Source organism: Streptomyces sp. B21-105, from assembly GCF_036898465.1.
GTDB lineage: Bacteria > Actinomycetota > Actinomycetes > Streptomycetales > Streptomycetaceae > Streptomyces.
This window is the reverse complement of record NZ_JARUMJ010000001.1, coordinates 8,915,364-8,937,702: the sequence shown is the minus strand read 5'-3', so window position 1 is coordinate 8,937,702 and position 22,339 is coordinate 8,915,364. Positions and strand designations below refer to the sequence as shown.

Below are 22,339 nucleotides of genomic sequence, written 5' to 3'. Positions count from 1 at the left end.
GGCCGGGCGAGGCAAGCGTAAGACCGAAAGAAATAGTCTGCAACAAAACCATCTGCTACGGTCTCTCTTATCGTTCCGACTGACAGGAGAGACCCATGTCCACCGCATTCGACCCCGCCCGCTTACCCGCCGCCACGCCCTCCCACCGACTCGCGCTCGCCGTCGTCGCCACCGGGATGCTGTTGAGCGACCACGCCGCCGGCGAGACCACCGCCGACACCACCGACTCGAACACCGGCACCACCACGAACGACGGCCCGGCCCCCCGTGCGCTCACCGACCAGAAGCTCTCCCACCTGCTGACGCAGCAGCAGTTCGGGGTACTCGCGAGCGTCAGGAGCACCGGCCACCCGCACCTGTCGACCGTCCTCTACGACTGGGACGCCGAGGAGCGCGTGCTGCGCGTCTCCTCGACCGCCGACCGGCTCAAGGTCCGCCAACTGCGCCGCGACCCCCACGCCTCCCTGCACGTGAGCGGCCCGGACGTGTGGTCGTTCGCCGTGGCGGAGGGCGAGGCCCAGATAGTCGACCCCGCCGACGAAGCGGCCCCCGGCGAGCAGCCGCTCCCCGACCGGCGCGTGACCGTCGCGATCCGGGTGTCCCGCCTGTACGGGACCGCCCTCGACATACCGGCCCAGACGTGAACGTCGGCGATTCAACCGCCCGGGACGACCGGGACGCGTCACGCGGAACGACCATCCCCCCTTCGACAAATAGTCTTCGCACAGATAGTCTGTGGACACATTATCCTGTCGAGGAGGCACACATGTGGGAGTACGAGCACTGCATCGAGACCGTCGCCACCCCCGAGGCGATCTGGCGGCTCTGGGCCGACGTCGACAACTGGAGCGCCTGGAACGCGGAGATCGAGAAGATCGAGATCAGCGGCCCGTTCGCGGCGGGCACCGAGATCACCATGACACCGCCCGGGGACGACCCGATCGTGCTGCGCATCGCCGAAGCCCGGCCCCACGAACTGTTCGTCGACGAAGCGCGCTTCGATGACCTGCTGTTGCGCACGGTCCACCGGATCGACCGGATCGACCCCGACCGGGTCCGAGTGGTGTACCGAATGGAGATCAGCGGCCCCGGGGCCGACGAGGCCGGCCCCCACATCGGGCCGGGGATCACCGCCGACTGGCCCGACACCATGGCCTCGCTGGTCGAACTGGCGCTGCGCTGATGCCTCTCCGCCCCGAGGACAGCCCGGGACTGCTGCTCTGGCACACCACACTGCGCTGGCAGCGCGACATCACCGCAGCCCTGGCCCCCCTCGAGCTCACCCACGTCCAGTTCGTCCTGCTCGCCTGCACCTGGTGGCTCAACTCCCAGGGCGAGCACCCCAACCAGCTGGCGGTGGCCCGGCAAGCGGGCACCGACGTCAAGATGACCTCCCAGGTCCTGCGCATCCTGGAGCACAAGGGGCTCATCGAGCGCGAAACCGACCCGGCCGACACCCGAGCCAAGCGACTGCGCGTCACCGACATCGGCGCCGAACTGGCCCCACGCGCGATCGCCGTCGTCGAGCTCGCCGACGCCCGGTTCTTCGAGCCGGTGCCCGTTGACGACGCGGTGGCCCTGCTCCGCCGCCTGGCCCGTCCTCAACCCTGAGACGCCGGCCCCGAACCCACGGGGCGCCGAACCCGAGCCGGGCCTCCGCAGGCGCAGCATCCGTGCCAGCCTGCCCCGGACCGTGCCGGCCCGGCCGTCGGAGATGACCGCGAAGTGGGTGAGGCCGAGGTCGATGCCGACGGTGCGGTCCGTCTGCGGCCTCCGGGCCGCGTCGGCGGCGGTGTCGATGACGAAGGACGCAAAGAATCTGCCCGCCGCGTCCTTGACGACGGCGGCCGACGACGGGGTGGCGGGCAGCGGCGGCAGTGCGCGTACGACGGCTGCGCGCGCGTCCGGGTGACGGTCGGGAGCATGCAAGGTCCTGGCCCCCCTCGGTCCCTCTCGGCGCCCCACCCGGACCGCAGACCGCGCGGCGACGAGGCCCCCGGTCGACGACCGGGTGGCAGCCGAAAGCGTCGATTCAGCCTGTCCGCCTGTCCGCCGACCAACGGTTGCTTCGCTGGGCGAGCACCCCTCCGATAATGACTTGCGCACCCTCGTCACACAGGTCAACGTCACCTGACACTTCACGAAGGCGGAGAAGATGACCACGCAGATCCATCCCGTCGACCACGGGCTCATCCGGGCCGCAGCGGAGGTCGCCCGCACTCGCTGTCGGGGCGACAACCACACCGTGGCAGCCGCAGCCCGCGATCAGGACGGCCGGATCATCACCGCGGTGAACGCGTACCACTTCACCGGAGGCCCCTGCGCCGAGCTGGTCCTCATCGGCACGGCGGCCGGCCAGGGCGCCTACGAACTGGACACGATCGTCGCCGTGGGCGACCGCGAGCGCGGAGTCATCCCGCCGTGCGGCCGGTGCCGGCAGGTCCTCCTCGACTACTTCCCCGCCCTCAAGGTCATCGTCGGTCATGACGATCACGTCCGATCCGTCCCCATCACCGACCTGCTGCCCGAAACCTACGTCTGGGCCGACCACCAGCTCGACGCCGAGTGAACGGCGGATGCGCGTCTGCCGTCGCCCCGGCGAGGCCGTTGACCGGCGCGGAGTGGCGGTAGCCCCCCTCACGCCCGACATGCGAGCGGGCGCCCGCCGGGTCATCTTGGGGGAAGGGGCGAAACGCCGTCGCCGCCACCTTCCCCTGGAGGCACCATGCAGTACGACCCAACGGACGCCCAGGAGAAGGCCTTTGCAGAGAGCGAGGCCGATTTCCGGCAGCTCGGCGACCACATGGGCCGCATCCGGGAATCGGCCCGGACGAGACTGACGGTCAGCGGGTGGGGTGGGCCCGACCCGGGCGACACCGTCCCCTGTCTGTCCTGCCCGTGCCCCGACTTCCAGGCCGGCGGCCCGCTCGGACAGTGCAGACGCGGCGGCTGCCACCATCCGATCAGCGACCACGACCTGCCCACCTGAGAGCCCGTCGTAGCCCCACCCGCACGCTCCCGCGCGAACGGACTCGCCCGCGGACGAGCGCGCGGGTGTCAGGGGCTCGTGCGCCGTACGTGCAAGTGGCCGGCCCGGGGGAACAAGGGTGGAGCCGCGGGCAGAACCCGCTGGAAGTCGTACCGGCTCTTCTGCGCGACCCGGCACGACGCCTGGTTGTCCACCTGGTGCAGGAGTTCGAGACGCTCCAGTCCGTCGGCTCGGAAGGTGTCGAAGGCCCAGCCGGTGAGCGCCTCAACAGCGCGAGGAGCAACTCCTCGCCCACGGGCGTGCGCGGCGGTCCAGTAGCCCACCTCTGCGGCCGGTTTGCCGGGCGCGCGTTCCTTGAGGACCACGTTTGCGAGCAACCGCCCGCGGAGGTCACCGGATTGCGCCTCGAGGACCGCGAAGCTGAACCGGTCCCCCGCTGCCCAGCTCTGTTGCTGGGACCGCACCCATCGCGTCCCGTCCGCTCCGTCCTTCACGGTATGGCTCGTCCAGCGGCGCAGTTCGGCATCCTGGAACACCTCGGCCAGTGCCGCCGCTTCCGCCAAGCTCCAGGGGCGAAGAACGAGAGCGGGACCAGTAGGCGTCGCGGCAACCTGGAGGACGACGGGGGTGTTCACCGGCCGATCATATGCGGGGGTGCGCTCACCGGTCGCCAACCCTGCTCCACCGCCGCGGACTTGAGGCAGCACCGTCACCGCGGTTGTCCCTGTGCGCAGCGCCTCGGCACACCGCACCCACTCACTCTCCCGCCTCCCCTACCGGACATGCGGCCTACGCCCGGGGATGATTCCGAACGCTCCGTGCCCTCCGATTCCGACCTCCGCCGCGACCGGCCGTCAGTCGGGTCACCCCCTACCGCAAATAAGACATATGAGCATAGGATGCTCGCAACCTCTGCCGGGGTCGCGGCGCTGTGGCGTGCCGCGGCCATCGCTCGTCCTGCCCTCGGGCGGCCTTGAGAGGTGCACCATGACCGACTCATGTTGCGAACACCCGGAATCGTCAGACTGGCGCGATCACGCTGCCTGCGTCGGGGAGGATCCCGAGATCTTCTTCCCCCTGTCGGACGTCGTAGCTCCCGGCGCTGAAGCATCCCTGGCACGAGCGGTGTGCCACCGCTGCGCCGTGCTCATCGCCTGCCGCGACTGGGCCCTCGAGCACGGCGAGGACGACGGGATCTGGGGCGCCACAACGGCTGCCCAGCGTCGTGCCATCCGAAGAGCGGCCATGGAGTCGGCCCCTCCGGCCAGACGCCACGGGATCGAGGCGGGTGAGGCGAGACGAGGCGCCGGCAGGCCATGCTGATGGCCGACGACGGGTTGACCGGGTTGCGGCCGGCGGGAGCGAAGCGGCCGGCCGCCGGTGCGGCCGGCCCGGTGTCGCCCTCCGGTCAGGCGTAGGTCTCGAACTCGGCCACCTTCGGGGTGGCACTCGAGCTCGTGATCTCGAAGGTGACCTTCTTCAGTGAGGTGGAGGCGAATGAGACCGCGCCCGCTCCGCTGCCCGAGCTCAGCACCGCCCCGGTGTCGCCGTTGAGCACCCGCCAGGAACCGATGTTGCCGGTGGCTCCGGCGGCCTCCCGAAGGGTGACCTTGGATATGGCGGTCGCCGAGCCCCACTTGATCGAGATGGATCCGGTCGAGCCGGCCGGCGACCAGTAGGTGCCCGTGTCGCCGTCGCGGACGTTGCCGTAGCTGGTGCCGGACGCCTTGCTGGAGCCGTCGGCGGCGGCACCGAGGCTCAGGTTGGCGCCGGCGGGCGTCGACGTCGCGGTGGGCGTCGGCGTGGCCGTGGGCGCGGAAGTCGGGGCGGCGGTCGCGGTGGGCGTCGTCGCGGCGCAGTTGCCGTCCGACACCTTGAGGCCGGTGTTGGCGCCCGCCGTCGCGGTCACGATCGACGGCACGCACGACGCGGCGTCGAGGCTGTAGGAGTAGGGGATGCCGACGGTGGTGTTCGACGTCGGGTTCGGCCCTGCGGGATTGTTGTCCTCGCCCGGCTGCGTCCAGCTCACGTTGTCGAAGATGTTCCCGCTGACCTGCCAGTATCCCGGCAGGTCGGTGTAGAAGGTACCGAGGACGTCCTTGGAGTTCTTGAAGTAGTTGTTGTCGACCTTGGCCTTGCCCCCGGCCCGGGGATTGATGCCCGATTCGTTCAGGCTGACGTAGTAGTTGTTGTAGATGTGGGCGGTGGCTCCGCGCAGCAGGGGCGTACGGGAGTCGATGTTCTCGTACCGGTTGTGGTGGAAGGTGACCGGCCCGTTGGCGAGGTCGCTGTCGCTGGAGCCGACGAGTCCGCCGCGGCCGGAGTTGCGCAGGACGCTGTAGGACAGGGTCACGTACCGGGTGTCGTCCTTCATGTCGAACAGAGCGTCGTAGCCCGCCGACTCACCGCCCGAGGCGGTCAGCGTGGCGTGGTCGACCCACACGTTGTGCACGTCGCTCTCCATGCCGATGGCGTCGCCGCCGTTGGACGTGGGCGAGCCGGACTTCTTCACGTTCTGCACGGTCACGTTCTGCACGATGACGTTGCTCGACTGGCGGATGTGGATGCCGATCTGGTCGAACACGGCCCCGCTGCCGACGCCGACGAGGGTGACGTTGCTGATGCCCTTCAGCTCGATCACGCCGGCGGCGGTGTTGCAGCTGCCGCCCGACACCTTCGCCGTGTTGCCGACGGTGACGGCGCCCTCGACCTGGATGACGATCGGGGTGCTGCTGCTGGCCCGGCTGCACAGGGCCTGGTGGATCTGGGTGCCGGTGGTGGCCTTGACCGTCGTCCCCCCGGCGCCGCCGGTGGTGCCGCCGTTCTGGGTGGCGAACCCGGTCGCGCCGGCGCCGGCCGCCGACGCGGTGGGCATCGACAGGACCATGCCCGTCGCCGCCGCCAGGGCCAGCGTGCCGAGTGCCGCGGAGAGTCGCAGAGCGACTGGCTTTCTCATTCTCGCCTCGTCTTTCGTCATCGAGTAGCAGAGGGGCCGCGCACGTCCGAGCCCGGCGCCGAGGGCAGTCGAGACCATCCCTTCTTGCCATGTACATGCCATTGGCGACTCCACAGACCACCGCCGGCCCGGTGCGGATGTCACGCCCACCCATACAGAAAGGGCGGTGAGGTTGCTGCGGTACACGGCGTGAGCGCGATACGTCCGCGCCCCGGAGCGCCGCCGGAGTGCACCCCGGAGCGCAGTTGCCGGGGGATGCGCCCCGGACTTCCGGCGCGGCGGCATCTCGGTGCGGTCAGCCCGAGTCAACCCCGCGCCGGATCGGTTGCGGCGCGCGGGCATGCCCCACGGCTGGTGAAGCGGGCCGCTTGCCCGGCACGGTCAGGGGTGCCGGGAAAGCGCTTTCCCTTCGGGAGGATAGGGTGGGCATCCTCGGCTGACAAGTATGTGAACACTGATCGACTGGCGGAATGCCGTCACCGCCCTCACTCCTGATCACTCCCAGAGATCACAGCCACAGCAAGGGGCCAGGACAGCCCCACCCCACACGACGCCCCATGACGCCAGTTCACATCCGTGACCGAGATGTACCCCGTTCGATGAGTGCCCCACGGCCGCACGGCCGCACGGCCGGAGAGCGGGGCGCCGGAGAGCCGGTGGGGCGCTGGGACAGCGTGGGGGGTGCCGAGCGTGCGGCGCGCAGGAAGGGGTCCGGGGCGCCGTCGGCGCTGTGGCGGGTCAGCCCGAAGCGGCTCTCCGCCAGCGGTTCGTCGACGGAAGCGCCGACGGAGACGATCTTTCCGTCGGGCTGTACCTCCACCTCGTCGGCAAGATCGTCGTAGGCGATGCCGGCGAGCACCTTGCCGTCGCCGCTGCAGGTGGCATCCAGGCCGCCCGGGGCGCCGCGGCCGCGGCGCCGGGGGAGAGTCGGGACCAGGGCCGGCACGGCCGCCACGACGGTCCCGGTCCTGGCCGGGAAAGATCGGCGGCCACCGTGTCGCTGCCGCGCAGGTCGTACGTGTGATGTGAACATGCACGACAGCCTTCCGCGCCGTCCGCACTTGCCCACGTCCACGCCCACGTCCACGGCCACGGCCACGGCCACGGCCACCACGGGCGGCGTCGCCCTCACCGGACGCACCGATCCATCCGAGCGGGTGCGGCGCGCCCGGCACGGCTTCGCAGACCGCCGGCTCCAGCCTCGGCTCCGGTCTCGGCTGCGGCCCCGGGTGCCTGCCGGAGCCGTGACCCCAGGGCGCCGCCCGATGTCACGGGCGGCGCCTGGTCTCGTCGGGCCGGTGGGCTGTGCGGTTATCGCGCTACTCGACCTTGGCCCAGTCGAGCGTGCGTTCCACCGCCTTCTTCCAGCCCGCGTACCCTTCCGCACGCTGGTCGTCGGACCACTGGGGCTCCCATCTCCTGGACTCCTGCCAGTGGGTGCGCAGTTCGTCGGTGTCGCGCCAGAATCCGGTGGCCAGGCCCGCCGCGTAGGCGGCTCCGAGCGCGGTGGTCTCGGCGACGACCGGACGGCTCACCGGCACTCCGAGGACGTCGGCCTGGATCTGCATGCACAGGTCGTTGGCCGTGACGCCGCCGTCCACCTTGAGCACGTCCAGGTGGACTCCGGAGTCCTGCTCCATCGCCTCGACGACGTCGCGGCTCTGGTAGCAGATGGACTCCAGGGTCGCCCGGGCCAGGTGGCCGTTGTCGTTGTAGCGGGCCAGACCGACGATCGCGCCGCGGGCGTCGGAGCGCCAGTACGGAGCGAACAGGCCGGAGAAGGCGGGAACGAAGTACATTCCGCCGTTGTCGTCGACGGTGCGCGCCAGTGTCTCGCTCTCCGCCGCATCCTTGATGATCTTCATCTGGTCGCGCAGCCACTGCACCGCCGACCCGGTGACGGCGATGGAACCCTCCAGGGCGTAGACCGCCGGGCTGTCGCCGAACTGGTACGCCACGGTGGTCAGCAGACCGTGCTGCGAACGGACCAGCTCGGTACCGGTGTTGAGGACCAGGAAGTTGCCCGTGCCGTAGGTGTTCTTGGCTTCGCCCGGCGCGTAGCAGACCTGTCCCACGGTGGCCGCCTGCTGGTCGCCGAGCACTCCGGCGATGGGGATGGCGGCGCGGAGCGGCCGCGAGGTGCGGGTCACGCCGAACGCCTCGCGGTGGGAGGACGGGTTGATCGTGGGCAGCATCCGCCGGGGGATGTCGAAGAAGCCCAGCAGTTCGTCGTCCCAGTCGAGGGTCTCCAGGTCCATCAGCATGGTGCGGCTGGCGTTGGTCACGTCGGTGGCGTGGACACCGCCGTCGGGACCGCCGGTGAGGTTCCACAGGACCCACGCGTCCGTGTTGCCGAAGAGGGCGTGGCCTGCTTCCGCCGCTTCGCGGACGCCGTCGACGTTCTCCAGGATCCACTGGATCTTGCCGCCGGAGAAGTAGGTGGCCGGCGGCAGCCCCGCCTTGCGGCGGATCACCTCGCCCCGGCCCGAGCGCTCCAGGGCGGCCGCGATGGAGTCGGTGCGGGTGTCCTGCCAGACGATGGCGTTGTAGTAGGGGCGCCCGTTGCGCGGGTCCCACACCACGGTGGTCTCGCGCTGGTTGGTGATGCCGATCGCGGCCAGGTCCTCGGGTGCGAGGTTGCCGTGCCGCAGCGCGTTCTGGATCACCGAGTTGGTGCGCTCCCAGATCTCCACCGGATCGTGTTCGACCCATCCCGAGCGCGGGAGGATCTGGGCGTGCTCCAGCTGGTGCTTCGCCACCTCGTTGCCGGAGTGGTCGAAGATCATGAAACGGGTGCTGGTGGTGCCTTGGTCCACCGCGCCCACGAAGTCAGCCATGAGTTGCCGCCTCTGCTGTGGGGGTCATTCCTCGGGGGCCGGAACGCGGCCGGGAGGCTCCGGCTCCGCCGTCGGCAGGAACCGGCCGATGAAGGCCTTGTAGAGCCCGGCGCCGAGCAGGCCGCCGATCAGGGGACCGATGATCGGCACCCAGAAGTAGAAGTTCCCGTACTGATCTCGCCATGCTCCGCCGTAGCCGGTGAAGAAGCTGGCCAGTCGGGGCCCGAAGTCGCGGGCCGGGTTGATCGCGTAGCCGGCGTTGGTGCCCCACGCCATGCCGATGGCCACGACGATCAGACCGACGATGAACGGGGCCAGGTTGGCGCCCGGCGGCGTGTTCAGCAGGTCCGTGACGGCCAGGATCAGCAGGAGCAGGATCGCGGTGCCGATGACCTGGTCGCGGAACGCGCCCCACTCGTGGACCGGCAGGTTCGGATTGCCGTTGGCGGGGAGCGTGGAGAACACGCCCTGCGTCTTGATGGTGTGCCCGGGGTCGGCCTTCGCCAGTGCCTCGGTGTAGTTCCACCGCACGATGAGGGCCGCCACGAAGGCGCCGGCGGTCTGGGCCACCGCGTAGGGAGCGACCTTGCTCCACGGGAAGCCCTTGAACGCGGCCAGGGCGACCGTCACCGCGGGATTGAGATGGGCGCCGCTCAGTCGCGCCGCGACGTATACGCCCAGAGTGACGCCGAGGCCCCAGGCCCAGGCGATGCTGTCGTGGTTGCCGAGTCCTCCCGGCGGCGTCGTGAGCCCTCCGCCGGCGACCACCTGGGCCACCACGCCACAGCCGAAGAGGATGAGAATCATGGTGCCGACGAACTCGGCCGACAGTTCGCCGACCAAGCCGCGCATTTTCCATCGCTCAGCCACGGACGCCCACTTCCCGCCGGCGCGGAGCCGGCACGTCGACTGCTGGAGCTCTCCCGCACAACAGGATAGGACGATCATCGACAAACCGCCCGGGCAGTCATATTGGGAACATATCGGGTATGCAGCACTTGCAGCACTTGCAGCACTTGCAGCACATACAGGGCATGCAGGACATGCAGGCCCCTTGCCCGAGTGCTGCAATGGCTGGAGAGCAGGACCGTCCCCGGACCCGAGCGCGGGCGACCGGCGCCGCAGCGGGAGACGGCCGGGGCCGGACCCACCGCTGAGGAGTGGCCATGCACCAGGACGTCGCGGACATGGGGCCCGTCGACTATCTGATCGTCGAGTTCCCCGGAAGCCGTATGACGGGCGAGGGCATGCCCCTGCTCGTCGAACTGGTCGAGGACGGCGTCATCCGCATCCTCGACCTCGTCTTCCTTCAGAAGGGCGCCGACGGATCGGTCGCCGCGCTCGAATTCAGGGAGCTCGAGGACCAGGCCGAACTGACGGTGTTCGAGGGAGCCTCCTCCGGTCTGCTGGACCAGGGCGACCTGGACGAGGCCGGCGCCGCGCTGGAGCCCGGGAACTCCGCGGCCGTCGTCGTGTACGAGAACCTGTGGGCCGCTCCGCTGGCGCGTGCCCTACGGCGCGGTGGCGCTCAGGTGGTGGCCGGGGGACGCATCCCCGTGGACGCCTTGCTGGCGTCACTGGACGCCACCGAGCCGGCGCCTCCTCCCGGCGGAACCGCGGCCGCCCGCTGAACCGACACTGCCCGCGCCGCCCTCACGGCGCGTCCCGGCCTCGCAATGATCCAGGGGAGATGAGTGACATGCCAGGACTTCTTCGCGGAGTGGCCCGCACCGCCGTGATCTCGGGAACGGCCACCGCGGTGTCCAACCGCGTATCCAGGCGGCAGGCGGGCCGGTGGGCCGAGCAGGACGACGCCCGCACGGCCGCCGACCAGCAGGCCGCCACGTCCGCCCCCGCCGCCCCGCAGTCGCACGTCGACGACATGACGGCCAAGATCGACCAGCTCAGGCAACTCGCCGACCTCAAGGCTCAAGGCGTCCTCACCGAGGAGGAGTTCGCAGCACAGAAGCGCCGGCTTCTCGACTAGGGCCGGATATGACGTGGTGACGCTGCGGGGGCGACCGCCTGGTGGCACGACTGGGCCGGCCGGTACCGGGCACCCGTCTTCCGGTGAGCGAACCTCCTCCCCCGGTCGGCCCCAGACGGCTCCCCACGGCGCGCGCCCGCGCGACCGCGGTGCTTGGGTGAATGTCTGACCCCGGAGCCGTGAGGTGAGCCCCGGAAGCCCCGGCCGCGCAGTGGAGGAGACCGTCATCGTGAGTCCGACCGAGGGTGCGCCCCGTGACGTGATCCCCGCCCACCTGCTCAAAGGCCAGAAGGCACTCGTCACCGGCGCCAACTCCGGGATCGGGCTGGCGACCGCGGTCGCGCTGGGCCGGGCCGGAGCCGACGTGGTCGTGAACTACGTGTCCGGCCGGGAAGAGGCCGACAAGGTGGTGGAGGAGATCACGTCCTTCGGGGTGCGAGCGGCCGCCTACCGGGCGGACGTCTCCGACGAGGACCAGGTCGTCGACATGACGAACCGGATGGTCGAGGAGTTCGGCACGATCGACATCCTCGTCGCCAACGCCGGGATGCAGCAGGACGCCGCGTTCACCGAGATGACGCTCGCCCAGTGGCACAAGGTCCTCGACGTCAACCTGACCGGGCAGTTCCTGTGTGCGCGGGAGGCGACGAAGGAGTTCCTGCGCCGAGGGGTCGTCCCCGAGGTGTCGCGCGCAGCCGGCAAGATCATCTGCATGAGCTCCGTGCACCAGGTCATCCCGTGGGCCGGGCACGTCAACTACGCCGCCTCCAAGGGCGGTGTGCAGATGATGATGGAGACTCTCGCCCAGGAACTCGCGCCGAAGAAGATCCGCGTGAACGCCGTCGCCCCGGGGGCCGTCAGGACGCCCATCAACCGCAGCGCCTGGGACACTCCCGAGGCCCGCGAGGACCTTCTGCGGCTGATCCCCTACGACCGCGTCGGCGACCCCGAGGACATCGCCCACGCCGTCGTGGGCCTCGCCTCCGATCTCATGGACTACGTGGTGGGCACCACGCTCTTCGTGGACGGCGGGATGACCCTCTTCCCCGGCTTCGCCACCGGCGGCTGACACCACACGCGTGACGGCGGCCGGGCCGGAGGGGGCGAGCGGGTGAGCCGGTGCCGTGACCGGGGAGGTTCACCGGCCCGCGACGCCCGGCACGGCGCTGGAGCGGGTGAGCGCGGCGTCCAGGGTGATGGCCGCGTCGATGAGGGCGAGATGGGTGAACGCCTGCGGAAAGTTGCCCAGTTGACGGCCCGTCGGGTCGATCTCCTCCGAGTACAGGCCCAGATGGTTCGCGTACCCCATCATCTTCTCGAACACGAGCCGTGCCTTCTCGGTGCGACCCGCTCGCGCCAGGGCGTCGACGTACATGAAGGTGCACAGCGAGAACGTGCCTTCGGAGCCGCGCAGACCGTCGGGTGAGGCCTCGGGGTTGTAGCGGTAGACCAGGCTGTCGCTGACGAGTTCCTCCTCCATGGCGTCGAGGGTCGCGGACCACAAGGGGTCCTCGGGGGTGATGAACCCGACCGTCGACATGCGCAGCAGCGAGGAGTCGAGCACGTCACTGCCGTAGTGCTGGACGAAGGCCTGACGTCCTTCGTTCCACCCCTTGGCCATGACCTGCTCGTAGCAGTCGTCCCGGGCGCCGCGCCAGCGTTCCACGCCGGCCGGCCGGCCGTTGGACTCGGCGAGCCGCAGCGCACGGTCGAAGGCCACCCAGGACATCACCCGGCCGTAGGTGAAGTCCTCGCGGCCGCCGCGGGTCTCCCACAGGCCCTCCTCGGCCTGGTCCCAGTGGTCGACCAGCCAGTCGAGGTTGGTCAGCAGCGCCCGCCATCCCCGGTGTCCCACCTGCAGACCGTGCCGGTGCGCGAAGAAGATGCTGTCGAGCGCCTCTCCGTAGATGTCCAGCTGGAGTTGTGTGGCGGCGCCGTTGCCGATGCGCACCGGGGCGGAACCCGCATAGCCCTCCCAGTGGTCGAGCGTCGTCTCGGCCAGCTCGGAGGAGCCGTCCACCGCGTACATGATGTTCAGCGGACCGGTGTCACCGTCCTTGCCCGCGCGTTCCCCGACCCGGTCGGCGAGCCACTGGATGAACGCCCGGGCCTCGTCGGTGAAACCCAGCCCGAGCAGGGCGTACACCGAGAACGACGCGTCACGGATCCAGGTGAACCGGTAGTCCCAGTTGCGCTCGCCCCCCAGCTGCTCGGGCAGTGCGGCCGTCGGCGCGGCCACCAGGGCACCCGTCGGCGCGAAGGTCATCAGCTTCAGCGTGATGGCGGAACGCTCCACGGTCTCGCGCCAGCGCCCCGTATAGCGCGACTGACGCAGCCAGGAACGCCAGAACGCGACCGTCTCGTCGAAGAGCCGGCCGTACTCGTCCAGGCGCATCTCCCGGGGCGGGCCGTCGGCGGACGACTCCAGCATCAGCCCGCGCTCCTGGCCCGCCTCCAGGGTCAGGGTGAAGTGCAGGGCTTCCCGCCGGTCGGTGAGCAGATCGAGCAGCCGCGCGTCGTCCGGCTGGCGGACGGGATGCACCGTGAGCTCCGCGCCGTCCTCCGAGACGAACACCGCCCCGTGCTCGCTGATGTGCAGCCGGTGGCTCTTGCGGCCGTAGTCGAACCGCGGCTCGACCTCGACCTCGAACGACATCCTGCCGCGGACGCAACGAACCATGCGCACGAGCCGGTGGCTCTCGGTGACCGACGCGCCGGTCACGGGCATGAAGTCGATCACCTCGCCGGCGCCCGCCTCGGTCATGAACCTGGTGATCAGGATCGCCGTGTCGGGAAGGTACAGCTGCTTGGTCGCGTAGGCCGGGTACTGCGGCCGGATCGTGCAGTGTCCGCCCTTGTCCTTGTCCAGCAGTGCGCCGAACACGCTGGGCGAGTCGAACCTCGGGACGCAGAGCCAGTCGACGCTGCCGTCGGTGGTCACCAGCGCCGCGGTCTGCAGGTCACCGATGAGGCCGTGGTTCTCGATCAGTGGGTAGTCGTCCATCAGGGGCCTCTCGGTGCGCGATTCACCCGAATGCCCCCCGGCAACAGACTAAGCCGCGCCCCCGGAATCGGCGCGCGGGCCCGGGGCCGGCGGGAACTCGGCGGCCCTGGGGTCCCACCTGCGCCCGCGCCGCCGGTCCGGCGCCGCGGACCGGCGGCCGTCGCACCGGACCGGAGGTAGCCGCGGCTGACCGGCGCTACCTGAGGTACCCCGCGAGCGGCAGGTTCTGCCGGCGTACGTCACCGGCGACCAGTGCGGCGATCTGCTGCGCGCCGTAGGTTTCGAAGTGGGTGTGGGTCGTTGCAGAAGAACGCGCCCAGGGGACCCGATCCGTAGTCGCCGCTGTTGGGGCAGAAGCGCAGACTGTCCGGCGCGCCGTCACGGCCCCGTCCTCGTACAGCTGCGGCCTGTCAGAGCACGGCGAGCCGGCCGACCAGCAGCTCAACCCTTTGCCCGGTGAGCTCCGGCGGTAGCCGTTCCGCCCGGGTCAGGGTCGCGATCCCGTGCAGGGACGCCCAGAACACCTCGGTGAACAGTCCCGGGTGGACGCCGTCCCCGGCGACCTCGCCCAGGCACTCCAGCAGGGCGGCGAAGGCGTCCTTGAGAGGTTCCGGGGTGTTCTCCCGCGCGTACGCCAGACCGCCGTCGAGCTGGAACAGGGCGTCGTAGACCGCCGGGTTGCCTTCAGCGAAGTCGAGGTAGGCGCGGGCCAGGGCGGTGACCCGGGCGCGCGGGCCGTCCGCGGCGGCGGCGGAGGCAGCGGCCCGCAGCGCCGCGGCCATCTCGGTGGCGCCCTCGAGGGCGACGGCGCCGATGATCTCGCGCTTACCGCGGAAGTGGCTGTAGAGGACGGGCTGGCTGTATTCGATGCGCTCGGCGAGCCGGCGGGTGGTGACCGCGTCCCAGCCCTGCTGCTCGGCGAGTTCCCGGGCCGTCGCCACGATGAGGCGTTCACGGACCGCCCGTTCGCGCTCCTTGCGTTCCTGTACCGACATGCCACGATTCTAGCACCGCTAGACAATCGAGCGGCAGTAGTACTAGCGTTGCCTCATCATCTAGCACTGCTAGATCCTTGGAGGGGTCGTCATGCTCAACGCACTCGAGGTGTTCACCACCGTGGTCATCGGCGTGATGGTGGGGGTGGAGTTCAGCGTCGCCTTCGTCATCAACCCGATCCTCAACGCACTCCCTGAGGACAGCCGCAACCTCGGCCATGCTCACGGGGGCCGCATGCTCGGCGCGGTCATGCCGGTCTGGTACATCGGCTCGCTCGTCCTCGTCGCGGTCTGGGCCGTCGCCGGATGGCATCACGGGGGCACCCACCTCGTCGTCAGCGCCGCCGGACTGCTGATCCTCAGCGTGGTCATGTCGATCCTGCTGCTCGTCCCGATCAACAACCGGAACAAGGCGTGGACCCCCGAGAACCGGCCCGCCGACTGGAAGGAGCAGCTGAACCGCTGGAACCGCTTCCACTACGTCCGCGTCGCCGTCATCATCGCCGCTTTCACCCTGCTCGTCGCCGCCCTCACCTGATGCCGAAACCGCTCGGAGTTCGGCGCCCGGAAAGAGACGAGGGCAAGGAGAACCTTCTCCTTGCCCTTCTCAACGTATAGCGCACCGGGGGACTTGCGGCAAGGCCCGGGTGATGCCGCAAAATCGTCGGCCAAGGCCACAACCTGCGGAAACGAGGGCACGACGTGCGTGAGTCGTCGACGTTCGGAGAACACCATGACGTCGGACCGTCGGGGGGACCGGCACGGCGGTCGAGGGAGTCCGGGCCGTGGGTTCGATCGGCCGGTTCGGTGCGACGGGACACGACCGCTTCGGAAGGCACAGCGATGAACGGGCAGTACGTGCGGAATCTTCACGATGTCGACGAGACGCGGATCGCGGCCGTCGGCGGCAAGGGCGCCAACCTCGGCGCGCTGTCCCGGATCGAGGGCGTCCGCGTGCCGGCCGGCTTCTGCGTGACGACGGACGCCTTCCGCCGGATCATGGAGCAGGCGCCGGCGATGGACGATCGGCTCGATCGGCTGTCGCGTCTGGCCCCGGAGGACGGGGAGCAGATCCGCACGCTGAGTGCGGAGATCCGCCGGACCGTCGAAGGGATCGTCGTTCCGGGCGAGCTGGCCGAGGAGATCACCGGCGCGCTCGCCGAGCTGGGCGAGCGGGTCGCCTGTGCCGTTCGGTCCAGCGCGACGGCGGAGGACCTTCCGACGGCGTCCTTCGCCGGCCAGCAGGACACCTATCTGAACGTCGTGGGGCCGGCGGCGGTCCTCGAGCACGTCAGCCGGTGCTGGGCCTCGCTGTTCACCGAGCGAGCCGTGGTGTACCGCATGCGGAACGGCATCGACCACCGTACGGTCCACATGGCTGTGGTCGTGCAGCAGATGGTCTTCCCGGAGGCGTCCGGCATCCTGTTCACGGCCGACCCCGTGACCGGCAACCGGAAGGTCGCCACCGTGGACGCCGGCTTCGGCCTCGGCGAGGCCCTGGTCTCCGGCCTGGTGAACCCGGACGTCTTCAGAGTACGGGACGGCGAGGTCGTCGCCAGGACGATCGCCGCGAAGCGCCTGGCCCTGCACGCCGTGCCGGCCGGCGGTACGCGGGAAGTGGCCGTCGACCCGCGGCAGCAGGAACAGCAGGCGCTGACGGATGCGCAGGCAGTGCGGCTCGCGGGGATCGGGCGGCGGATCGAGGCGCACTTCGGCCGCCCGCAGGACATCGAATGGTGCCTGGTCGACGGCGACTTCCGGATCGTCCAGAGCCGGCCGATCACGACGCTGTTCCCCGTCCCCGACCGTGAGAGCGACGACCGCGAGACCGGCGACCGCGAGACCGGCGACCGGGAGAACCACGTCTACGTCTCCGTCGGTCACGGGCAGATGATGACCGACCCCATGAAGCCTCTGGGGCTGTCCATGTGGCGGCTGACAGCCATGGTCCCGATGCACGAGGCGGGGGGGCGGCTGTTCGTCGACGTCACCCCGCGTCTGGCCGCACCGGCGAGCCGCGCCGGTCTCCTGGACGTCATCGGGCGAGGCGATCCGCTGACCAGGGATGCGTTGGAGACCGTCCTCGAGCTCGACGACTTCGTCCCGTCGCTCCCGGACACGGCTCCCGGCGGACCGCCGGTCGGCGGTGAGTTCGACCCGACCGCGACCGATCCGGCCGTCGTGGCCGAACTGGTCGGCCGCAGCGAGGCGTCCGTCGCCGCCCTGGCGCGCGACATCCGCACGAAGAGCGGGCCGGAGCTGTTCGACTTTCTGTCGGAAGCCTTCGAGGAGCACAAGCGCGTCCTGAGCGACCCGCTGAACATCCGGGCGATCATGGTGGCGATGGAGGGCACCTGGTGGCTCAACGACAGGCTGCTGGAGTGGCTGGGCGAGAAGAACGCGGCCGACACGCTCACCCTGTCCGCCCCCGACAACGTCACGTCGGAGATGGGACTGGCGCTGCTCGACGTCGCCGACGTGATCCGCCCCTATCCGGACGTGGTGGCGTACCTGCAGGATGTCCGGGACGAAAACTTCCTCGACGAGCTGTGCGGGCTGGCGGGCGGGGCCGAGGCGCGGGCCGCCATCGAGGCGTACCTCGACCGGTACGGCATGCGCTGCGTCGGCGAGATCGACATCACGCGGCCGCGTTGGCGCGAACGCCCCACCACACTCGTGCCCGTGATCCTCGACAACGTCAGGAACATCGAGCCCGGCGCCGCCGCGCGGCGCTTCGAAGAGGGCCGACGGAAGGCGCTGCGGAAGGAAGCGGAGGTGCTGTCACGCCTGCGGGCTCTGCCGGACGGCGACCGGAAGGCGGACGAGACCGAGCGGATGATCGCTCAGGTCCGGACCTTCATCGGGTACCGGGAGTATCCCAAGTACGGCATCATCAGCCGCTACTTCCTCTACAAGCAGGCCCTGTTGAAGGAGGCCGAACGCCTCGTGCGGGCCGGTGTGCTCGCCGCTGCGGAGGACGTCTTCTACCTCACGTTCCAGGAGTTCCACCACGTCTCGAGGTCGAACCAGGTCGACGGCGGGCTCATCCGGCAGCGCAAGGACGCGTTCCGGTCGTACCACGCGCTGACGCCGCCCCGGGTCCTCACCTCGGACGGTGAGGCCGTCACCGGGGCGTACCGACGCGACGACGTGCCCGCCGGCGCCCTGGTCGGGCTCCCGGTCTCCGCGGGGATCGTCGAGGGAAGGGCCCGCGTCGTCCTCGACATGGCACAGGCCGACCTCGAGCCGGGCGACATCCTGGTCACCACCTACACCGACCCCAGCTGGTCGCCGCTGTTCGTCGGGATCACGGGCCTCGTGACGGAGGTGGGCGGGCTGATGACCCACGGCGCGGTGATCGCCCGGGAGTACGGTCTGCCGACCGTCGTGGGCGTGGAGCAGGCCACTCGGCTGATCCGGGACGGGCAGCGGATCCGCGTGCACGCGACCGACGGGTACGTCGAGATCCTGTCCTGACCGATCAGGCGTCCAGCGGCCTACGACACGCCGTCGAGCGGGCGGAGGAAGCGGCGTTGGTACCGCCTGATGCAACGCGTGCGGCGGGCCAGTTCGAATGCCTCCTGGCACTCCGGATCGGACACGCTGTCCGTGCGGTACTGCTCGTACGCGGCGAGGCTGGGAAACGAGAAGAGGGCGTACGCGATGTCGCTGTCGCCCTCGCTCGGCAGGAAGTAGCCGTGGTGCGTGCCGCCGAAACGGTTGACCAGAGCGACCCAGCGGCGGCCGTACTCCTCGAAGTCCTCCAGTTTGTCGGCGTCGATCTCGTAGGTCAGGTGAACGGTGATCATGTCACCATGATGCCGGGGGAGCCGGCGGGGCCGAGAGACGGCTCCACGACACCGTGCGTGGCGCCGGCGAGGCATTACGGTCGACAAGCGGCCTCGGGTGGCGCAGGGTTCGTCTATGTCCGACTCTCCTCTGCCCGGGTTGCCGATCGGCTACCGGAGCCGCCCGGCGACCATGACCGACGTCGAGGCAATCCACCGCTTGGTCGCCGCGTGCGAACACCGGCTGCACGGCCGTGCCATGACCGACGCCGACGGCATCGCCGCTGATCTCGGTCAGCCGGGTCTGGATCTCGCGTCCGGCACGGTGCTCGTCCACGACCACGGCGGGCGGCCGGCCGGGTGGGGGTGGGTGCGGGGGCGGCGGTCCACGGTCGATGTCCACCCCGACCATCGAGGGCGGGAACTGGGCGGTTCGCTGCTCGCCTGGGTCGAGGCAGGGGCCCGCAGCATGGGCGGTGACAGGCTGGCCCAGACCGTCCCGGACGGCGACCGGGCGGCCGTCGCGCTGCTGCGGTCGAGGGGGTACTCCCCGCTCGTCACGGAGTGGCTCCTGGAGATCGCGCTGCCGGACGAACCGGTGGCGCCCGAGCCGCCCGAAGGGATCGTGGTCCGGCCGTTCCGGCCCGGCGACGGGCGAGCGGTGCACCAGCTTGCCGAGGACGCGTTCGACGAGTGGCAGCAGCGGCGGCAGTCGTACGAGGAGTGGGCCCGGCACACCGTCGAACGCGCGACGTTCGAGCCGGCGGCGTCGCCGATCGCCTTCGCGGGCGATCAGATGGTCGGCGCGGTGCTGTCGTTGAACGGCCCGGGCAAGGACGAGGGGAACAGTGAGGGATACGTCGAGCGGGTCGCGGTACGGCGCGACCACCGCAACCGGGGGATCGCGCGCATGCTGCTGCGGGAGGCGTTCCGCGCCTTCCACGCCCACGGGATGCGGACGTGCACGCTGTGGACGCACTCGGACACCGGGGCACTGTCGCTGTACGAGCGGATCGGCATGACGGTCCGGCGCAGTTCCACCGTCTACAGCAAGACGCTCACGCCGCGGTTGCCGGGAGACCTGGTGAGGGGACAATGACCGGCATGAACCCGTTGCCCACGCTGTCTGCCCCGGAGATCCTCACGGACCGCCTCAGGCTGCGCAGAGCGTATGACGGGGACGTAGAGGGCCTGATCGAGCTCCAGACTGATCCGCAGGTCCGTGCCCACCTCGGCGGGCCACGCCCCCGGAGCGTCGTCGAGCAGTACTTCGACGCGAACGGCATCGGCGCCGTAGCCGCCAGGCCCGGCACCTATGTCATCGCCGACAAGGAAACCGACCGCTGCGTCGGAACCCTCGTACTCGACCACCGCTCCCCCGACCTTCCCGGGCATCTCACGGAGGAAGGCGCGGAGCTGGAGCTGAGCTACCTGCTCCGGCGCGGCAGTTGGGGCGCGGGGCTGGCTCTCGAGGCCGCCTCGGCCGCGTTGCGCGCGGCTGCCGTCGAACTGCCCGACCAGCCGGTCCTGATCGTGACCCAGACCGCCAACGAGCGTTCCCTGCGGCTCGCGACGCGCCTCGGCTTCCAGCGCGTCGGCACCTTCGAGGCGCACGACGCGGAGCAGACCCTCGCCGTCGCTGATCTCCGGGCGTTCAAGGCGTCGTTGCCCGGTGGGGGTAGGGCGTAGGCATCCCGGTGTGTGCTCGGTCCTGAGGCAGCGCGGGGCTGCGCCGCTCGTTCCGGGAGTCCCCGCTCGCCGCAGCCGGGGTGCTGGATACTTGCCGGATGGACGAAGCAACGGCCTCCTGGACCAACACCACCCACGACTGGGCCGGCACCGTGGATCTGGACCATCTCGCCCGGATTCGCCATGAGCCGCAGACCTTCGCCCCCGGCGGCCCGGCGCACCTCGTCCTCGAAGTCGTCGCGTACGCCGCCGACGAGGCGTCCGAACGGGCCGGGGGGCGGTGCGTCGTCACTCTACACCGCGACGGCTCCGTGTCCGTGGCGGACGACGGACGGGGCACCGACACCCGGGTCGACGCCCACGGTCGTACGGTGAAGAAGCCGGTGATGGCGACGAAGGACCTGCGGTTCTTCGACTTCCCGGACGCGCAGCGACTTCCGGACGGGCATCCCCGTCGCGGGATGTCCGTCGTGGCGGCGCTCAGTGAGTGGCTGGTTCACACCAACCGCCGTCACCACGGTGCCTGGACCCAGCGCTACGAGCATGGCGTCCCCGTGAGTGACCTGAACCCGCTCGACGCCGACGGCACCACCGGAACGCTCGTCCGCTTCCTGCCCCTCACGTCGCTGCGCACGCAAGGGCCACCGGCCGCGGACGATCTGACGCGGTGGCGCGCACACTGGCCCGAGCTGGAGGTCCGCCTCGAGGACGAGCGCGACCTGGCTCCATGACCCGGGCGCGAACCGCGCCGTCGGAGCCACTACGTCTGTTCCACCTCGCGACGGTCGTTCGTCGCCCCCGGCCGGTCGACCGGAGTCAGGCGGTCGACACGGTGCACGGCCGGGACGCAGAGGTTGAGCACGGTCACGGCGGCGATCATCGCGGCGCATGCCAGCAGCACCGTCCGCGCGTCGAAGGAGTGGGCCGCGAGAGCGGTGACGAGGTAGCCGGCCGGGATGGCCAGACGCTCCCCGATCCCGTTGAACGCGATCAACCGGCCCTGTTCCTCCTGAGGCACATGCTGCTGGAACGCGGTGGTCCACGCGACGACGGTGACGTCGAGGCCGACTCCGGCCAGCAGCGCGGCCGCCAGCACGAGCGGCAGGGGCAGCGCGCAGGCCATGGCAGCCAGGGGGAGCACGAGCGCACCTCCGGCGGCGATCGCGACCACGAGCAGTCGGTACGGCTTCCAGCACAGGCACACAACGGTTCCCGCCAGCAGTCCGGAGGCGAAGGCCGCCTGGATCAGGCCCCAGTCGCGCGCCCCGGCGTACTGCGACGCGGCGACGAGTGGGCCGAGAAGCTGGAAACCCGCCAGCCAGGCCGCGACGAGGACGGTGCCGGCGGCCGTGTAGGTCCACAACCAGGTACGCGACCAGAAGCTCGTCCAGCCGGCCCGCAGATCCGCCGGCGCACTGCCGGAACCGGAGGGCGGAGCGTCCAGGCGCAGCCCGAGAAGCAGCACCGCCGCGGCGGCGAACGTGAACGCGTCCCAGGCCAGGGCCCACGCCGCGCCGCTCACGGCGACGACGAACCCTCCGACGACCGGAGCCAGTACCTTGACCGCGTTGGTCGGCAGTCTGAGCAACGCGTTGGCCTGTTGCAGATGCTCAGCGGGAACGATCTGCGCGACGGCGCCCTGGGCGGCCGGCCCGCTGAACGAGGCCGCCGTGCCCGACACGAAACCGCAGGCCGCGATCGAGGCCGTCGTCGCATGTCCCGTGGCCACCGTGACGGCCAGCACTCCCTGGGCGCCCCCGGCCAGCAGGTTGCCGAGGAACAGGAGCCGGCTTCGGGACAGGCGGTCCGCGTAGACACCTCCGGCCAGCAGGAACACGATCATGGGGACGGTGTTCGTGGCGAGCACGAGGCCGAGGGAACCCGCCCCCCCGCCCTGCTCGATGACGGAGTAGGCCAGTGCGAGGGGCGCCATCGCGGAGCCGGTGACCGAGATGACATGGGCCGAAAGAAACCGTCGGAAAGGCGCGCTTCCCCACGGCGTGCTGGTGGTCGTCGGTGACTCCTCGGCGGACTCCATGATCTCCCTCGCGTCAGGCGCAGTGAGCACCATAGCCCAGCGTCCAGCGGTACGCC

General features: G+C 70.4%; 23 protein-coding genes. 14 read left to right on the top strand and 9 right to left on the bottom strand.

What is annotated here, in order from left to right:
• Nucleotides 1-176: 176 nt before the first annotated feature.
• The 5 genes from QA802_RS40010 to QA802_RS39985 all read left to right on the top strand — a co-directional run bounded on the left by QA802_RS40010 (nucleotide 177) and on the right by QA802_RS39985 (nucleotide 2,989).
• Nucleotides 177-644 carry a pyridoxamine 5'-phosphate oxidase family protein gene (locus QA802_RS40010; RefSeq protein WP_443042324.1) on the top strand — a complete coding sequence of 156 codons (468 nt, stop codon included), beginning with the start codon at nucleotides 177-179 and terminating at the stop codon, nucleotides 642-644.
• A gap of 122 nt (nucleotides 645-766) precedes the next feature.
• The gene (locus tag QA802_RS40005; RefSeq protein WP_334533697.1) at nucleotides 767-1,183 is read left to right on the top strand and encodes an SRPBCC family protein; all 417 of its coding nucleotides are present in this window, start codon (nucleotides 767-769) and stop codon (nucleotides 1,181-1,183) included.
• Nucleotides 1,183-1,611: a MarR family winged helix-turn-helix transcriptional regulator gene (locus tag QA802_RS40000; RefSeq protein WP_334533695.1), complete on the top strand. Its 429-nt coding sequence runs from the start codon at nucleotides 1,183-1,185 to the stop codon at nucleotides 1,609-1,611. Before QA802_RS40005 ends, QA802_RS40000 begins: the two co-directional genes overlap by 1 nt.
• A 544-nt stretch (nucleotides 1,612-2,155) precedes the next feature.
• The gene (locus tag QA802_RS39990) at nucleotides 2,156-2,569 is read left to right on the top strand and encodes a cytidine/deoxycytidylate deaminase family protein (RefSeq protein ID WP_334533693.1); all 414 of its coding nucleotides are present in this window, start codon (nucleotides 2,156-2,158) and stop codon (nucleotides 2,567-2,569) included.
• A gap of 156 nt (nucleotides 2,570-2,725) precedes the next feature.
• Nucleotides 2,726-2,989: a hypothetical protein gene (locus QA802_RS39985; protein WP_334533692.1), complete on the top strand. Its 264-nt coding sequence runs from the start codon at nucleotides 2,726-2,728 to the stop codon at nucleotides 2,987-2,989.
• Between the two features lie 68 nt (nucleotides 2,990-3,057).
• Here the strand turns inward: QA802_RS39985 and QA802_RS39980 are convergent, their stop codons facing one another.
• Nucleotides 3,058-3,624: a GNAT family N-acetyltransferase gene (locus QA802_RS39980; protein WP_334533690.1), complete on the bottom strand. Its 567-nt coding sequence runs from the start codon at nucleotides 3,622-3,624 to the stop codon at nucleotides 3,058-3,060.
• Nucleotides 3,625-3,790: 166 nt separating this feature from the next.
• Between QA802_RS39980 and QA802_RS39975 the strand changes: the two genes are divergently transcribed.
• Entirely contained in the window at nucleotides 3,791-4,312 is a 522-nt protein-coding gene (locus QA802_RS39975; protein WP_334533688.1) for a WhiB family transcriptional regulator, read from the top strand.
• An 85-nt stretch (nucleotides 4,313-4,397) separates the two neighbouring features.
• Here QA802_RS39975 and QA802_RS39970 read toward each other — a convergent pair whose 3' ends face one another.
• From QA802_RS39970 to QA802_RS39955, 4 genes are all read right to left on the bottom strand, one after another.
• Nucleotides 4,398-5,945, bottom strand: a complete 1,548-nt coding sequence (locus QA802_RS39970) for a pectate lyase family protein (RefSeq protein WP_334533685.1) — start codon at nucleotides 5,943-5,945, stop codon at nucleotides 4,398-4,400.
• Between the two features lie 568 nt (nucleotides 5,946-6,513).
• Complete coding sequence (locus tag QA802_RS39965) at nucleotides 6,514-6,900, bottom strand: NHL repeat-containing protein (RefSeq protein ID WP_334533682.1); 387 nt, start codon at nucleotides 6,898-6,900, stop codon at nucleotides 6,514-6,516.
• Between the two features lie 364 nt (nucleotides 6,901-7,264).
• Complete coding sequence (gene glpK / locus QA802_RS39960) at nucleotides 7,265-8,782, bottom strand: glycerol kinase GlpK (RefSeq protein WP_334533679.1); 1,518 nt, start codon at nucleotides 8,780-8,782, stop codon at nucleotides 7,265-7,267.
• A 24-nt stretch (nucleotides 8,783-8,806) separates the two neighbouring features.
• Nucleotides 8,807-9,652, bottom strand: a complete 846-nt coding sequence (locus QA802_RS39955) for an MIP/aquaporin family protein (RefSeq protein ID WP_334533676.1) — start codon at nucleotides 9,650-9,652, stop codon at nucleotides 8,807-8,809.
• Nucleotides 9,653-9,948: 296 nt separating this feature from the next.
• Here QA802_RS39955 and QA802_RS39950 point away from each other — a divergent pair, with 296 nt between their 5' ends.
• From QA802_RS39950 to QA802_RS39940, 3 genes are all read left to right on the top strand, one after another.
• Nucleotides 9,949-10,413: a DUF6325 family protein gene (locus QA802_RS39950; protein ID WP_334533674.1), complete on the top strand. Its 465-nt coding sequence runs from the start codon at nucleotides 9,949-9,951 to the stop codon at nucleotides 10,411-10,413.
• 68 nt (nucleotides 10,414-10,481) lie between these two features.
• The gene (locus tag QA802_RS39945; RefSeq protein ID WP_334533672.1) at nucleotides 10,482-10,769 is read left to right on the top strand and encodes an SHOCT domain-containing protein; all 288 of its coding nucleotides are present in this window, start codon (nucleotides 10,482-10,484) and stop codon (nucleotides 10,767-10,769) included.
• A gap of 229 nt (nucleotides 10,770-10,998) precedes the next feature.
• A complete protein-coding gene (locus tag QA802_RS39940; RefSeq protein WP_334533669.1) occupies nucleotides 10,999-11,838 on the top strand; it encodes an SDR family oxidoreductase in 840 nt (279 codons plus the stop codon).
• A gap of 69 nt (nucleotides 11,839-11,907) precedes the next feature.
• On the opposite strand, the gene QA802_RS39935 is transcribed toward QA802_RS39940, so the two are convergent.
• Nucleotides 11,908-13,773 carry a glycoside hydrolase family 15 protein gene (locus QA802_RS39935; RefSeq protein WP_334533666.1) on the bottom strand — a complete coding sequence of 622 codons (1,866 nt, stop codon included), beginning with the start codon at nucleotides 13,771-13,773 and terminating at the stop codon, nucleotides 11,908-11,910.
• Between the two features lie 410 nt (nucleotides 13,774-14,183).
• A complete protein-coding gene (locus QA802_RS39930; RefSeq protein ID WP_334533663.1) occupies nucleotides 14,184-14,768 on the bottom strand; it encodes a TetR/AcrR family transcriptional regulator in 585 nt (194 codons plus the stop codon).
• 91 nt (nucleotides 14,769-14,859) lie between these two features.
• Here QA802_RS39930 and QA802_RS39925 point away from each other — a divergent pair, with 91 nt between their 5' ends.
• Nucleotides 14,860-15,306: an anthrone oxygenase family protein gene (locus QA802_RS39925; protein ID WP_334533660.1), complete on the top strand. Its 447-nt coding sequence runs from the start codon at nucleotides 14,860-14,862 to the stop codon at nucleotides 15,304-15,306.
• Between the two features lie 305 nt (nucleotides 15,307-15,611).
• Nucleotides 15,612-18,245: a rifamycin-inactivating phosphotransferase gene (gene rph, locus QA802_RS39920; RefSeq protein ID WP_334533657.1), complete on the top strand. Its 2,634-nt coding sequence runs from the start codon at nucleotides 15,612-15,614 to the stop codon at nucleotides 18,243-18,245.
• Nucleotides 18,246-18,265: 20 nt separating this feature from the next.
• Here the strand turns inward: rph and QA802_RS39915 are convergent, their stop codons facing one another.
• Entirely contained in the window at nucleotides 18,266-18,577 is a 312-nt protein-coding gene (locus QA802_RS39915; RefSeq protein WP_319167911.1) for an NIPSNAP family protein, read from the bottom strand.
• A gap of 115 nt (nucleotides 18,578-18,692) precedes the next feature.
• Here QA802_RS39915 and QA802_RS39910 point away from each other — a divergent pair, with 115 nt between their 5' ends.
• The 3 genes from QA802_RS39910 (at nucleotide 18,693) to QA802_RS39900 (ending at nucleotide 20,976) form a co-directional block, all read left to right on the top strand.
• A complete protein-coding gene (locus tag QA802_RS39910) occupies nucleotides 18,693-19,655 on the top strand; it encodes a GNAT family N-acetyltransferase (protein ID WP_334533652.1) in 963 nt (320 codons plus the stop codon).
• Between the two features lie 5 nt (nucleotides 19,656-19,660).
• A complete protein-coding gene (locus QA802_RS39905) occupies nucleotides 19,661-20,245 on the top strand; it encodes a GNAT family N-acetyltransferase (RefSeq protein ID WP_334533649.1) in 585 nt (194 codons plus the stop codon).
• Nucleotides 20,246-20,343: 98 nt separating this feature from the next.
• Entirely contained in the window at nucleotides 20,344-20,976 is a 633-nt protein-coding gene (locus QA802_RS39900) for an ATP-binding protein (protein WP_334533646.1), read from the top strand.
• A 29-nt stretch (nucleotides 20,977-21,005) separates the two neighbouring features.
• Here the strand turns inward: QA802_RS39900 and QA802_RS39895 are convergent, their stop codons facing one another.
• Nucleotides 21,006-22,283, bottom strand: a complete 1,278-nt coding sequence (locus QA802_RS39895) for an MFS transporter (protein WP_334533643.1) — start codon at nucleotides 22,281-22,283, stop codon at nucleotides 21,006-21,008.
• Nucleotides 22,284-22,339 lie beyond the last annotated feature (56 nt).

What these genes read in the sequence shown, in the direction of transcription:
- QA802_RS40010 (WP_443042324.1), top strand. Translation starts at nt 177, where the DNA reads ATGCTGTTGAGCGACCACGCCGCCGGCGAGACCACCGCCGACACCACC.
- QA802_RS40005 (WP_334533697.1), top strand. Translation starts at nt 767, where the DNA reads ATGTGGGAGTACGAGCACTGCATCGAGACCGTCGCCACCCCCGAGGCG.
- QA802_RS40000 (WP_334533695.1), top strand. Translation starts at nt 1,183, where the DNA reads ATGCCTCTCCGCCCCGAGGACAGCCCGGGACTGCTGCTCTGGCACACC.
- QA802_RS39990 (WP_334533693.1), top strand. Translation starts at nt 2,156, where the DNA reads ATGACCACGCAGATCCATCCCGTCGACCACGGGCTCATCCGGGCCGCA.
- QA802_RS39985 (WP_334533692.1), top strand. Translation starts at nt 2,726, where the DNA reads ATGCAGTACGACCCAACGGACGCCCAGGAGAAGGCCTTTGCAGAGAGC.
- QA802_RS39975 (WP_334533688.1), top strand. Translation starts at nt 3,791, where the DNA reads ATGATTCCGAACGCTCCGTGCCCTCCGATTCCGACCTCCGCCGCGACC.
- QA802_RS39970 (WP_334533685.1), bottom strand. Translation starts at nt 5,945, where the DNA reads ATGAGAAAGCCAGTCGCTCTGCGACTCTCCGCGGCACTCGGCACGCTG.
- glpK (WP_334533679.1), bottom strand. Translation starts at nt 8,782, where the DNA reads ATGGCTGACTTCGTGGGCGCGGTGGACCAAGGCACCACCAGCACCCGT.
- QA802_RS39950 (WP_334533674.1), top strand. Translation starts at nt 9,949, where the DNA reads ATGCACCAGGACGTCGCGGACATGGGGCCCGTCGACTATCTGATCGTC.
- QA802_RS39945 (WP_334533672.1), top strand. Translation starts at nt 10,482, where the DNA reads ATGCCAGGACTTCTTCGCGGAGTGGCCCGCACCGCCGTGATCTCGGGA.
- QA802_RS39935 (WP_334533666.1), bottom strand. Translation starts at nt 13,773, where the DNA reads ATGGACGACTACCCACTGATCGAGAACCACGGCCTCATCGGTGACCTG.
- QA802_RS39930 (WP_334533663.1), bottom strand. Translation starts at nt 14,768, where the DNA reads ATGTCGGTACAGGAACGCAAGGAGCGCGAACGGGCGGTCCGTGAACGC.
- QA802_RS39925 (WP_334533660.1), top strand. Translation starts at nt 14,860, where the DNA reads ATGCTCAACGCACTCGAGGTGTTCACCACCGTGGTCATCGGCGTGATG.
- rph (WP_334533657.1), top strand. Translation starts at nt 15,612, where the DNA reads ATGAACGGGCAGTACGTGCGGAATCTTCACGATGTCGACGAGACGCGG.
- QA802_RS39915 (WP_319167911.1), bottom strand. Translation starts at nt 18,577, where the DNA reads ATGATCACCGTTCACCTGACCTACGAGATCGACGCCGACAAACTGGAG.
- QA802_RS39910 (WP_334533652.1), top strand. Translation starts at nt 18,693, where the DNA reads ATGTCCGACTCTCCTCTGCCCGGGTTGCCGATCGGCTACCGGAGCCGC.
- QA802_RS39905 (WP_334533649.1), top strand. Translation starts at nt 19,661, where the DNA reads ATGAACCCGTTGCCCACGCTGTCTGCCCCGGAGATCCTCACGGACCGC.
- QA802_RS39900 (WP_334533646.1), top strand. Translation starts at nt 20,344, where the DNA reads ATGGACGAAGCAACGGCCTCCTGGACCAACACCACCCACGACTGGGCC.
- QA802_RS39895 (WP_334533643.1), bottom strand. Translation starts at nt 22,283, where the DNA reads ATGGAGTCCGCCGAGGAGTCACCGACGACCACCAGCACGCCGTGGGGA.